Origin of the sequence: Rhodococcus sp. WWJCD1, assembly GCF_002258735.1 — a bacterium.
In the GTDB taxonomy this organism is placed as follows: Bacteria; Actinomycetota; Actinomycetes; order Mycobacteriales; family Mycobacteriaceae; genus Rhodococcoides.
In genome coordinates, this window is sequence record NZ_NOXY01000023.1 from 74261 (window position 1) to 86450 (window position 12190).

The following is a 12190-nucleotide window of genomic DNA, read 5'->3' on the forward strand; positions in this document are numbered from 1 at the left end:
TGATAGATCGTCATTGTCCGATCGAACCGCAGTCGTCACCCGGCTGCGGCCCGAACACGGGAGAGACCGCTGAGCGTCACCAACCTGGCTGCGGAGTTCCATCCGCCGTCACTATCCGATTTCTTTCCTCCCGCGGTGCTGTTCGAGGGAACCCCGTTCGAGCTCGACCGACTGATGCTCATCCGCATCCTGATGTCGGCGCTGTTGATCGTGTTCATGCTGATCGCTCTGCGCAGCCCCAAGATCGTGCCTCGCGGAATTCAGAACGTTGCCGAGATCGCTCTCGACTTCGTTCGGATCCACGTCGCGGAGGACGTGCTCGGCAAGGAACAGGGACGTCGCTTCCTGCCCGTCATCATGACGATCTTCTTCACGGTGCTGGCGGTGAACGCCAGTGCGGTCATTCCGTTCCTGAACATCTCGTCCAACGCCAGGATCGGGCTGCCCATCGTGCTGGCCGCGGTCGCGTACATCGCGTTCGTCTACGCCGGTGTGAAGAAGTTCGGCGTCGGCAAGTTCGTCAAGGGCACGATCGTCATCCCCGGCATCCCGCCGGCCATGCACGTGCTGCTGATCCCGCTCGAGTTCATCTCGAACTTCGTGCTCCGACCGTTCACGTTGACCGTGCGTCTGCTGGCCAACATGCTCGCCGGCCACATCATGCTCGTGCTGTTCTTCAGCGCCACGCAGTTCTTCCTCTTCGAGGCCTCCGCGGGCCTGAAGATCTTCGCCGCACCCTCGCTCATCATGGGCTTCTTGTTCACGATGTTCGAGATGCTGGTGATCTTCCTGCAGGCGTACATCTTCGCGCTGCTGACGGCGATCTACATCGATCTGTCGCTGCACGCCGACTCGCACTGACCGACCAACAGACCGAACTAGCTACACCGCCACCTCCGACACCCGGATGTGGACCGAAGAAAGGGAACGGAAAACCGAATGAGCCTTGAAGTTCTGGCCCAGGCGCAGGAAATCACCGCCAGCGGATACGGCGCCATCGGCTACGGCCTCGCAGCGATCGGTGGTGGCATCGGCCTCGGCCTCGTCGTCGCCAAGAACATGGAAGCCACCGCTCGTCAGCCCGAGCTGGCCGGTCAGCTCCGTACGACGATGTTCCTCGGCATTGCATTCACCGAGTCCCTCGCCCTGATCGGCCTCGTCGCCGGCTTCATTCTCTGAGAGCGCGATGACAAACGCGATAACGCTGCTCGCAGCAGGGGCTGAAGGGGAGGAATCCCCGAACCCACTGTTGCCCGCAACATACGACATCGTTTGGTCGATCGTCTGTGTCGTGATCATCGGCTTCCTGTTCTGGAAGTACGTCGTACCGCGTTTCCAGACGGTTCTCGCCGAGCGTTCCGAGCTCATCGAAGGCGGAATCAAGAAGGCCGAGCAGGCGCAGGCCGAGGCCAAGGCTGCTCTCGAGCAGTACCACGCTCAGCTGGCCGACGCACGTTCCGAGGCCGCGCAGATCCGCGAGGAAGCGCGTACCCAGGGGCAGGCCATTCTTGCCGAGATGAAGGAAAAGGCGCAGGAGGAAAGCGACCGGATCGTGGCCGCAGGCCACAATCAGCTCGTTGCTCAGCGTCAGCAGATCGTCACCGAACTTCGTGGAGATCTGGGACGTACGGCCGTCGAACTCGCGGAGAAGGTCATCGGAGAGCAGCTGTCCGACGACGCGAAGCGTTCCAGTTCGATCGATCGCTTCCTCAACGAGCTGGATTCCGTCACCGCGGACTCCGCATCCGGAAAGTGAGTCGAACCATGTACGCAACTTCTCGTGAGTCACTCGCCCGTACGCGGTCGGTTGCCCACGAAGCTCTGGGGTCCGCGTCGGATGGCGAGGCAACAGCTGTCGCTGCTCAGACCGGTGCCGAGTTGTTCGCCGTCGTCGAGACTCTCGACGCGCAGCGCACGTTGCGTACCGCTCTTGCCGACTCGTCGGTCGAGGGCGTTCGGCGAAGCGATCTGGCCGGAGAGGTCTTCTCCGGCCAGGTGTCGAGTGCAACGGCAACGATCGTCAAGGCCGCTGCCGGCGAAAGCTGGTCCAACGCCCGCGACCTGCTGAACTCTCTTGTCGAGTTGGGACGCGAAGCTCTGCTCCGCGCTGCGGCCGATCAGGATCAGCTGGACACGGTCGAGGACGAGTTGTTCCGACTGGGACGCATTGTGGCCGGCAACCCGCAGCTCGAGCAGGCCCTGTCGGATCGCTCGAAGCCGTCGCAGGCCAAGCGCGAACTGCTCGGTCGTCTGCTCTACGGCAAGGTCACGGCAGTCACCGAGGCGCTCGCAGTTCAGGCTGTGACGCGTCCCCGCAAGGCGGCCCCCGCGGATGTTCTGAACGGACTGGCAGATCTGGCCGCCGAACAGCGTGACCGCGCGGTTGCACACGTACGCAGCGCAGCTCCACTGAGCGACAGTCAGCTCGAGAAGCTGACCGCAACCTTGACCCGCACGTACGGCAAGCAGGTCACGGTGCACGTAGAGGTCGATACCGAACTGCTCAGCGGACTTGTCGTTCGTATCGGCGACGAGGTCATCGACGGTAGCGGGGCAGGCCGCCTCGCTGCATTGCGAAAGACGCTCAAATAGTCCGACACGGACACAGTAACGAGACGAATCGCCTCGGCATTCGAGGCTTTTCATACCGCGATCATTCGAAGGAAGAGCAGGAAACACTATGGCGGAGCTGACGATCTCCTCCGACGAGATCCGTAGCGCGATCGATAACTTCACCGCGAGCTACTCACCGGAGTCTTCCCGCGAGGAGGTCGGCACGGTTACGGACACGAGCGACGGAATCGCTCACGTGTCCGGATTGCCGTCGGCGATGTCCAACGAACTCCTGGAGTTCCCGGGCGGCGTTCTCGGAGTTGCACTGAACCTGGATGCCACCGAGATCGGTGCCGTCATCCTGGGTGACTACGAGCACATCGAAGAGGGCCAGGAAGTCAAGCGCACCGGAGACGTGCTGTCGGTCCCCGTGGGCGACGGCTACCTCGGCCGCGTCGTGGACCCCCTCGGCAAGCCCATCGACGGCCTCGGCGACATCGAGTCCTCCGAGACCCGCGCCCTCGAGCTGCAGGCTGCCTCGGTGCTCGAGCGTCAGCCCGTCGAGGAGCCGCTGCAGACCGGTATCAAGGCCATCGACGCCATGACCCCGATCGGCCGTGGCCAGCGCCAGCTCATCATCGGCGACCGCAAGACCGGCAAGACCGCCGTCTGCATCGACGCGATCCTGAACCAGAAGGCCAACTGGGAGAGCGGCGACGAGAAGAAGCAGGTTCGCTGCATCTACGTCGCCATCGGCCAGAAGGGCTCCACGATCGCAGGCGTCAAGGCTGCGCTCGAAGAGCAGGGCGCACTCGAATACACGACCATCGTCGCGGCCCCCGCGTCCGATTCGGCCGGCTTCAAGTGGCTCGCTCCGTACACTGGCTCGGCCATCGGCCAGCACTGGATGTACCAGGGCAAGCACGTCCTCATCGTGTTCGACGATCTGACCAAGCAGGCCGAGGCATACCGCGCCATCTCACTGCTGCTGCGTCGCCCGCCGGGCCGCGAGGCATACCCCGGTGACGTCTTCTACTTGCACTCCCGTCTGCTGGAGCGCTCGGCAAAGCTGTCCGACGAGCTCGGTGGCGGATCGTTGACGGCCCTGCCGATCATCGAGACCAAGGCCAACGACGTCTCGGCGTACATCCCGACCAACGTCATCTCCATCACCGACGGCCAGGTCTTCCTGGAGTCGGACCTCTTCAACAAGGGTGTCCGTCCCGCTATCAACGTGGGTATCTCGGTTTCCCGAGTCGGCGGTGCTGCGCAGACCAAGGGCATGAAGAAGGTCTCCGGATCCCTTCGCCTCGAGCTCGCTCAGTTCCGTGAACTCGAAGCCTTCTCCGCGTTCGCTTCCGACCTCGATGCGGCCTCCAAGGCTCAGCTCGAGCGCGGCGCTCGCCTGGTGGAGCTGCTCAAGCAGGATCAGTACGCACCGGTTGCCGTCGAGGATCAGATCGTGTCGATCTGGCTCGCCGGACAGGGCACGTACGACTCCGTCCCGGTCGGCGACGTTCGCCGCTTCGAGACCGAGCTGCTCGAGGATCTGCACCGCAACGCCAGCGGCGTCTACGACAGCATTGCCGGTGGCAAGGCTCTCGACGACGACAACCAGAAGGCATTGACCGAAGCGACCGAGAAGTTCAAGGCCGGCTTCGTGGACTCGGACGGCAACCGCGTCGTCAATGAGGCCGAGGCAGACACTCTGAATGCCGACGAGGTCAGCCAGGAGCAGGTCAACGTCACCCGCAAGACAGTCAGCAAGTAGGCCGGCGATGACAGGTGACAAGACGAGCACAGAAGGGAGCGTGAACAGCTAGATGGCAAGCATTCTCGAGCTTCGCTCCCGTATCAAGTCGGTCAACTCGACGAAGAAGATCACCAAAGCACAAGAGTTGATCGCAACATCGCGAATCACCAAGGCGCAGGCCCGCGTTGCCGCATCGAAGCCGTACGCGGAAGAGATCACCAAGGTGCTCTCCGCACTGGCCAGTGCATCGAGCTCGCTCGATCACCCGTTGCTCAACGAGCGACCCGAGCCCAAGCGTGCCGCAGTTCTGGTCGTGACCAGTGACCGCGGTATGTGCGGTGGCTACAACTCCAACGTCCTCAAGGAATCGGAGGAGCTGTTCCAGCTCCTCCGCTCCGAGGGCAAGGATCCGGTCATCTACGTGCTCGGCGCAAAAGGCCTGGGCTACTACACCTTCCGCGAGCGGGACGTGAAGGGTGCCTGGACCGGCTTCTCCCAGGAACCCGGCTACGCCGACGCAGCGAAGGCCAGTAAGCACCTGGTCGAGCTGTTCATGGCGGGCTCGGGCACAGAGGTCGACGCTCCCAACGGTGAAGGCACCGTCGAGGGCGTGGACGAGTTGCACATCGTCTACACCCGCTTCGTGTCGATGCTCACGCAGAAGCCCGAAGTTCGCCGGATGGCACCACTCGAAATCTCGTACACAGACGAGGAATTCGAGATGGGTGCGGACGCATTGACCGACTCGCCGACCGCAGATGTGCAGGCACAGTACGAGTTCGAGCCGGAGGCAGGCACTCTGCTCTCGGCGCTGCTGCCCAAGTACATCAGCACCAGGATCTACGCGTCGTTGCTCGATGCAGCAGCGTCGGAGTCCGCGGCGCGTCGTACCGCCATGAAGGCAGCGACGGACAATGCGAACGAATTGGTCGAGACCCTGAGCCGTCAGGCCAACCAGGCTCGGCAGGCCCAGATCACCCAGGAAATCAGCGAAATCGTCGGTGGCGCCAACGCGTTGGCCGACAGCGCAGGAAGTGACTAAGCAATGACCGCAGCAGTAGCCCAAGAGAACGCGAGCGGAGCGGACACTCAGTCCGGCCGTGTCGTTCGGGTCATCGGCCCCGTTGTGGACGTCGAGTTCCCGCGCGGCTCGATTCCCGCACTGTTCAACGCCCTCAACGCAGAGATCACTCTGCCGACCGTGGCCAAGACCCTGACGCTCGAGGTGGCACAGCACCTCGGCGACAACTTGGTTCGCACCATTTCGATGCAGCCGACCGACGGCCTCGTCCGCGGCACCGCTGTCGTCGACTCGGGCAAGCCGATCTCGGTTCCCGTCGGCGACGTCGTCAAGGGCCACGTCTTCAACGCCCTCGGTGACTGCTTGGACACCCCCGGACTCGGCCGCGACGGCGAGCAGTGGGGCATCCACCGCAAGCCCCCAGCCTTCGACCAGCTCGAGGGCAAGACCGAGATCCTCGAGACCGGTATCAAGGTCATCGACCTTCTCACCCCGTACGTCAAGGGCGGCAAGATCGGACTGTTCGGTGGTGCCGGTGTCGGCAAGACCGTGCTGATCCAGGAAATGATCACCCGTATCGCACGTGAGTTCTCGGGCACCTCGGTGTTCGCAGGCGTCGGCGAGCGCACTCGTGAGGGCACCGACCTTCACCTCGAGATGGAAGAAATGGGCGTCCTTCAGGACACCGCCCTCGTCTTCGGCCAGATGGACGAGCCGCCGGGCACGCGTATGCGCGTCGCTCTGTCTGCACTGACCATGGCGGAGTACTTCCGCGATGTGCAGGGCCAGGACGTGTTGCTCTTCATCGACAACATCTTCCGGTTCACGCAGGCAGGTTCGGAGGTGTCGACCCTTCTCGGTCGTATGCCCTCGGCCGTGGGCTACCAGCCCACGCTGGCGGACGAGATGGGTGAGCTCCAGGAGCGCATCACCTCGACCCGTGGACGCTCGATCACCTCGCTGCAGGCGATCTACGTTCCCGCCGACGACTACACCGACCCGGCACCGGCAACGACGTTCGCGCACCTCGATGCGACGACCGAGCTCTCGCGTCCGATCTCGCAGATGGGTATCTACCCCGCTGTGGACCCGCTGAGCTCCACCTCCCGCATCCTCGAGCCCGGCATCGTCGGTGCGGAGCACTTCCGCGTCGCCAACGAGGTCAAGCGGATTCTGCAGAAGTACAAGGAACTGCAGGACATCATCGCCATCCTCGGTATGGACGAGCTTCAGGAAGAGGACAAGGTTCTGGTCGGTCGCGCACGCCGCCTCCAGAAGTTCCTCGGCCAGAACTTCATCGTTGCCGAGAAGTTCACCGGTGAGGCCGGTTCGGTCGTGTCGCTCTCCGACACCATCGAGGCGTTCGACAAGGTCACCAAGGGTGAGTACGACCACCTTCCCGAGCAGGCCTTCAACAGCTGTGGCGGTCTCGACGATGTCGAGGCAGCCGCGAAGAAGATGGCCGGAAAGTAGACCGACGTGACTTCTTCCGAGAAGAGCGGCATGGAGGTCTCTCTGGTCGCTGTGGAGCAGAAACTGTGGTCCGGCACCGCGACCATCGTCAGTGCTCAGACCACCGAAGGTGAGATCGGCATCATGTTGGGCCACGAGCCTGTCCTCGGCCAGCTGGTCGAGGCCGGCACGGTGTCGATCACGACGACCGATGGCGAGAAGATCATCGCTGCCGTCCACGGTGGATTTCTGTCGGTGACGGGCAAGACGGTGACCGTGCTGGCAGAGTCGGCTGATTTCGCCGACGACATCGATGTGGAAGCGGCACGGTCCGTAGTGGCAGAGAACGGCGACGACCTCGAGGCCATTGCGGTGGCCAAGGGACGTATCCGCGCTGTCGAGCGGTCCTAGGTTCACGAGAAGCCGCGACGAGACCTGCGATGCACACCGGACTGATTGCTCTGATCATTCTGGTTGTGCTGCTCGCAGGGCTTGTCGCGGCTTTTGCGTATCGTCTGACGGTTCTTCGCCGCGGAGGTACGGCGGCGATCATGAGGGTGCTTCCGTCCGATGGCGGTAGCGGATGGCGTCACGGCATCATTCGGTACGGCGACAACACTCTGGTGTTCTTCAAGCTGTCGAGTCTGCGCCCGGGACCTGATCACCGTCTGGGCAGACAAGATATTCACGTGGGTGATCGGCGTGCACCGCAGGACACCGAGTTCGACATCATGACACCGGACATCGCTGTTCTGGAATTGACGGACAGCGGCAAGAATTTCGAGATCGCGCTCGACAGAAGCGCTTTGACCGCATTTCTGTCCTGGGTCGAATCCCGACCGTCCGGCCGCTCGCGTCGCAGACGGCCGGCGGCGTGATCAGCTCTCGTCAGTAGCGGCGGATTCTCCGGTAGTCCGACTCGACCCCGGTACCCACTGAACGTCGCCCTCGGGATTGGCGTACCGACTCAGAATGAACAACAGGTCCGAGAGCCGATTGAGGTATTTCGCCGGGAGCGCGCTGGTCGACTCCGGGCTTGCATGAACCGCAGCCCATGCCGATCGTTCAGCGCGTCGGGCCACGGTTCGCGACACGTGCAGCAGTGCGCCCAATGGTGTTCCGCCCGGCAGGATGAACGACGTCAACGCGGGCAATTCGTCGTTGAATTCGTCGCACCAGGCCTCGAGGCGGTCGACATAACTCTGATCGATCCTCAGCGGTGGATATTCCGGATCGTCGACGACGGGCGTCGAGAGGTCGGCCCCGGCGTCGAACAGGTCGCTCTGGATGGTTCGGATGACCGCATGCACAGATTCGGACGGGTTGCCCAGTGCCAGAACCACTCCGAGGCTCGCATTGGTCTCGTCGCAGTCCGCGTACGCAATCAGGCGTTCGTCGTTCTTGGAGACCCGGGAGAAGTCGCTCAGTCCAGTGGTCCCGTCGTCGCCGGTTCTGGTGTAAATACGGGTGAGATGGACGGCCATGCCGGCTACGGTACCGCGCGGGTGTCGGTCGGTGCCGCTGGCTACGCTGTCGAAGTGAGCGAACGTTTCTTGGTCAACGGTGGTAACCGCCTCGTCGGTGAGGTGGCGGTCGGCGGCGCGAAGAACAGCGTCCTCAAACTGATGGCTGCCGCGCTGCTTGCCGAAGGCACCAGCACGATCACCAATTGCCCCGACATCCTGGATGTGCCGTTGATGGCAGAGGTGCTGCGTGGGCTCGGCTGTGAGGTCGACCTCGAGGGTTCGGTCGTTCACATCACCACCCCGGCCATGCCCAAGTATCACGCCGATTTTGCGGCCGTCCGTCAGTTCCGAGCGTCGGTGTGCGTGTTGGGCCCGCTGGTAGCGCGATGTAAAAGGGCTGTCGTAGCCCTGCCGGGTGGTGACGCCATCGGTTCACGACCCCTCGACATGCACCAGTCCGGCCTGCAGCTGCTGGGAGCACGCAGCGAAATTCAGCACGGATGCGTCGTGGCCGAAGCCGATGAGTTGCGCGGCGCGAATATCCGGTTGGCTTTCCCGTCCGTAGGAGCGACCGAGAACATCTTGATGGCGGCAGTGCTCGCCACCGGTGAGACCGTGATCGACAACGCGGCACGCGAACCGGACATCGTCGATGTGTGCAACATGCTCAACGAGATGGGTGCCGACGTCCGGGGAGCCGGCACGTCGACGCTCACCATTCGCGGAGTCAGCGCGCTGAAGCCGACCACTCATCGGGTCATCGGCGATCGGATCGTGGCTGCTACGTGGGGGATTGCCGCTGCTATGACCCGAGGGGATGTCCGAGTGCGGGGGGTCAACCCCAAGCACCTGTCGCTCGTGTTGGACAAGCTGCGGTCTGCCGGTGCCGAGGTGACCAGCGAGCCGGACGGCTTTCGCGTCGTTCAGCGCGAACGGCCACGAGCGGTGAACTTCGCGACGTTGCCGTATCCCGGGTTTCCGACGGATCTTCAGCCAATGGCAATCGGGCTTGCGACCGTCGCCGACGGGACGTCGATGATCACCGAGAACGTGTTCGAGGCGCGCTTCCGGTTCGTCGAGGAAATGATCCGACTGGGCGCTGACGCTCGTACCGATGGCCACCATGCCGTGGTGCGCGGTGTGCCGCAGCTCTCCAGTGCACCGGTGTGGTCGTCCGACATTCGGGCCGGGGCCGGGCTGGTGCTTGCCGGTCTGGTAGCCGACGGAACGACCGAGGTACACGACGTGTACCACATCGACAGGGGCTATCCACGATTCGTGGAAAATCTGACTGCTCTCGGAGGGAGCATCGAGCGGGTCAGCTGATCAGTCTCTTGTCGAGGGCGTCGACCAGCACACGCAGGGCGCGATCGAATCGATCGTCCGCCACCGAGCCATAGCCGACGACGATCCCACCCTCGGTGGTCGGCGACCGCGTCGAGTGTTCGAGGGTGGGCAGGTCGATCCCGTTCGCTGCGCAGTCGGCAGCGACGTCGCGCGCGACCTCGGTGTCGAGCACGAGAACTGTATGCAGCCCGGCACCGGCACCCCGAAGCTCGCCGAATCGAGAGAGCGCGGCGGCCACGACGCGGTCACGTGCCCGATAGATCCGACGCGCGGTGCGTACGGATCGGTCCCATTCGCCGTCGCGTAGCAGTGAGCTCATGGCGTGCTGGATGGGAACCGATGGGTAGTCGCCGATTGCGCGACGTGTTTCGGTGATGCGCTCGACCATCGACGGGGGAGCCACCATCCATCCGAGTCGCACCCCGGCACCCAACGTCTTCGATACGGTTCCCAAGTAGACTGCGCGGTCCGGAACGAGCTCGGTGACTGTAGGCAAAGGCGCTATGCCGTAACGGAATTCGGAATCGTAGTCGTCTTCGATGATGGTCGATCCGGTACTCCGTGCCCAGTCCGCCAGTGCGCGCCTGCGACCGATGGGCATGAGCCCGCCGGTGGGGTATTGGTGTGAGGGGGTGACATAGACGGCAGGGGTCCTCGGGGGTGCAGATTCGAGTTCTTCGACCACAAGGCCTTCACGGTCGACGGGGACATCGTGAACGGACCACCTGCGGTGCGTCGCGAGGGCGGCGGCAGATCGGTATCCCGGATTCTCCAGTGCGAGAACATGTTCGACACCTACGTTCGCTGAGAGGGCACCCAGTATCAGGTCGAGACCGTGAATGCTTCCCGTGGTCACGACGATCGAATCCGCGGTGGTGTGCAGTCCGCGTGCACGGCCCAGCAGATCCGCGATACGTGTTCTCAAGTCGAGCAAACCTGCCGGATCGGGGTAGTCGCCGGGCGGGGGCGATGCGCCGACATCTCGCCAGGCCCGCTTCCACGCTTGGGACGCGCGAGGAGGAGTCCACGGTATCCCGGGTCGGAGTGAAGTGCGCTGAGCAACCGGTGGGTCTTCTTGTGCTCGGCGCGGGCTTCGGTGCGATCGAACGGCATGCGGAACATCTCGGACGTAATTACCGGATCCGCGACGTGCGTCGAGCCATCCCTCGGCCACGAGTTGCTCGTACGCCTTCTCCACCACCGCGCGAGCCAAGCCCACTTCGGCGGAAAGCGCTCTGGTACTGGGCAATCGGGCACCGGGCCCAAGCTCACCGCGATCGATGGCCGCGCGGATACCGTCGGCTACCTGAACGGGCAACGTACGACGGTCGGCGCGATCGACCGCGATCGACAGCGAATTCGGCGGCAAAGTCATCCTGTGTCACACCTGTCGAGGGAGGTAAGTGGCCTAGCAAAGTTTCGATCTATTGGACCATGACAGTGAGCCAACCAAGCGGAATCCTGTAGTCATGACAACTGACGAGGCCCTCCTGTCCCCGACGCCCAGAACCACGGTGATCCGTGGTCGGCAGCGCGCTCGAGCTGAGCGATCAGCACTGCTGGACGTTCTCGGCTCGGCTCGGCTCTGCCATCTGGGCGTAGTGGTGGACAACGTGCCGCGTGTGCTTCCGACCGTGTTCGGCGTGGATCCGGACGGCCCGGACAGGGCTGGAACTCTGTACCTGCACGGCTCGGTCGCCTCTCGCAGCCTGATCGAGGCTCCGGCGCAGGACATCTGCGTGACGGTCACCGTCGTCGACGGGTTGGTCTTGGCTCGATCCGCGTTCCATCACTCGATGAACTATCGAAGTGCGGTCGTGGTTGGGCTGCCGCGTCGAGTGAAGGACGAGCAGGAGCGAATTCGCGCTTTGGACGCAATAGTCGATCAGGTCGTTCCCGGTAGAAGTGCACACCTGCGTGCGCATACGAGGAAAGAACTTGCAGCGACCAGTGTGCTGGCGCTTCCGCTGTACGAGGCTTCGGTGAAGGCGCGTGCCGGCGGACCGGTCGACGACGACTCCGACATTGCCGCCGGGGGAGTGTGGGCGGGTGTAGTTCCCATCGGTGAAAGCGTCGGGCGTGCAGTACGTGCCGACGACGTGGAACCACACCTTGCGCTGCCCGATCATGTCTGCGCGTTGTCTCGGCCCTGAAACTCGTATTGCCGGCATTTCCTGCAAATATGGTGGGCGTCACACGACAAGATATGCCGGCCGTACCGAGCAGGGTGGAGCGCGTGTGGGCTCGGACCTGCGCAGATGCCCGCAACGTCTCGATTCACCAGCGGATTTGCACGCGTGGGGTTGGTGGCGTAACTTTTGTCGAGTCAGAGCGACGGACACCGACCCGGTCTTCACGGACAGGGTGAACGAGGTTGGACGTGTGGCTCGGCAGGTTTTATCCCCCAAGAGTCGGGCCTTGTGTCCGAGACCAAGCTGGGATAGGCTGGAACAGTTGCCCTTGAGGCCTTCGGACTGTGTGTTCGTGGGGTTCGAGTGTGTGCGTGTTCTTTGAGAACTCAACAGTGTGTCGATGAATGTCAGTGCCGAATTTTTGTTTGGTGAAAGCATTCGATGTATCAGCCATCCGCTTGTGGTG

13 protein-coding genes are annotated in these 12190 nt (G+C 63.2%); 11 read left to right on the top strand and 2 right to left on the bottom strand.

Features of this window, described 5'->3' with window-relative positions:
• The first annotated feature begins 135 nt into the window (after positions 1 to 135).
• From atpB to CH286_RS16800, 9 genes are all read left to right on the top strand, one after another.
• Positions 136 to 861, top strand: coding sequence for a F0F1 ATP synthase subunit A (atpB, locus tag CH286_RS16760; RefSeq protein WP_032378887.1), 726 nt, complete (start codon positions 136 to 138; stop codon positions 859 to 861).
• A gap of 78 nt (positions 862 to 939) precedes the next feature.
• Positions 940 to 1179, top strand: a complete 240-nt coding sequence (locus tag CH286_RS16765; RefSeq protein WP_008715092.1) for an ATP synthase F0 subunit C — start codon at positions 940 to 942, stop codon at positions 1177 to 1179.
• Between the two features lie 7 nt (positions 1180 to 1186).
• Positions 1187 to 1756: a F0F1 ATP synthase subunit B gene (locus tag CH286_RS16770; RefSeq protein WP_032378886.1), complete on the top strand. Its 570-nt coding sequence runs from the start codon at positions 1187 to 1189 to the stop codon at positions 1754 to 1756.
• 8 nt (positions 1757 to 1764) lie between these two features.
• On the top strand, positions 1765 to 2592 hold the full coding sequence (locus CH286_RS16775; RefSeq protein WP_032378885.1) for a F0F1 ATP synthase subunit delta: 828 nt from the start codon (positions 1765 to 1767) through the stop codon (positions 2590 to 2592).
• Positions 2593 to 2680: 88 nt separating this feature from the next.
• Positions 2681 to 4324 carry a F0F1 ATP synthase subunit alpha gene (atpA, locus tag CH286_RS16780; protein ID WP_032378884.1) on the top strand — a complete coding sequence of 548 codons (1644 nt, stop codon included), beginning with the start codon at positions 2681 to 2683 and terminating at the stop codon, positions 4322 to 4324.
• A gap of 52 nt (positions 4325 to 4376) precedes the next feature.
• A complete protein-coding gene (locus CH286_RS16785) occupies positions 4377 to 5348 on the top strand; it encodes a F0F1 ATP synthase subunit gamma (RefSeq protein ID WP_032373970.1) in 972 nt (323 codons plus the stop codon).
• A gap of 3 nt (positions 5349 to 5351) precedes the next feature.
• Positions 5352 to 6800 (top strand): F0F1 ATP synthase subunit beta, encoded by a 1449-nt coding sequence (gene atpD / locus CH286_RS16790; protein WP_027497899.1) that lies wholly within the window; start codon positions 5352 to 5354, stop codon positions 6798 to 6800.
• Between the two features lie 30 nt (positions 6801 to 6830).
• On the top strand, positions 6831 to 7190 hold the full coding sequence (locus CH286_RS16795; RefSeq protein WP_032402867.1) for a F0F1 ATP synthase subunit epsilon: 360 nt from the start codon (positions 6831 to 6833) through the stop codon (positions 7188 to 7190).
• Between the two features lie 29 nt (positions 7191 to 7219).
• Positions 7220 to 7657 carry a DUF2550 domain-containing protein gene (locus CH286_RS16800; RefSeq protein WP_032378881.1) on the top strand — a complete coding sequence of 146 codons (438 nt, stop codon included), beginning with the start codon at positions 7220 to 7222 and terminating at the stop codon, positions 7655 to 7657.
• Here the strand turns inward: CH286_RS16800 and CH286_RS16805 are convergent, their stop codons facing one another.
• Positions 7658 to 8263, bottom strand: a complete 606-nt coding sequence (locus CH286_RS16805; protein ID WP_032402866.1) for a cob(I)yrinic acid a,c-diamide adenosyltransferase — start codon at positions 8261 to 8263, stop codon at positions 7658 to 7660. It abuts the gene before it with no gap.
• 54 nt (positions 8264 to 8317) lie between these two features.
• Between CH286_RS16805 and murA the strand changes: the two genes are divergently transcribed.
• Positions 8318 to 9571 (top strand): UDP-N-acetylglucosamine 1-carboxyvinyltransferase, encoded by a 1254-nt coding sequence (gene murA, locus CH286_RS16810; protein ID WP_032379489.1) that lies wholly within the window; start codon positions 8318 to 8320, stop codon positions 9569 to 9571.
• Here murA and pdxR read toward each other — a convergent pair.
• Entirely contained in the window at positions 9564 to 10967 is a 1404-nt protein-coding gene (pdxR, locus tag CH286_RS16815; RefSeq protein ID WP_255182681.1) for a MocR-like pyridoxine biosynthesis transcription factor PdxR, read from the bottom strand. The genes murA and pdxR overlap by 8 nt on opposite strands.
• Positions 10968 to 11061: 94 nt before the next feature.
• Between pdxR and CH286_RS16820 the strand changes: the two genes are divergently transcribed.
• A complete protein-coding gene (locus tag CH286_RS16820) occupies positions 11062 to 11745 on the top strand; it encodes a pyridoxamine 5'-phosphate oxidase family protein (RefSeq protein WP_094609806.1) in 684 nt (227 codons plus the stop codon).
• Positions 11746 to 12190: the final 445 nt, after the last annotated feature.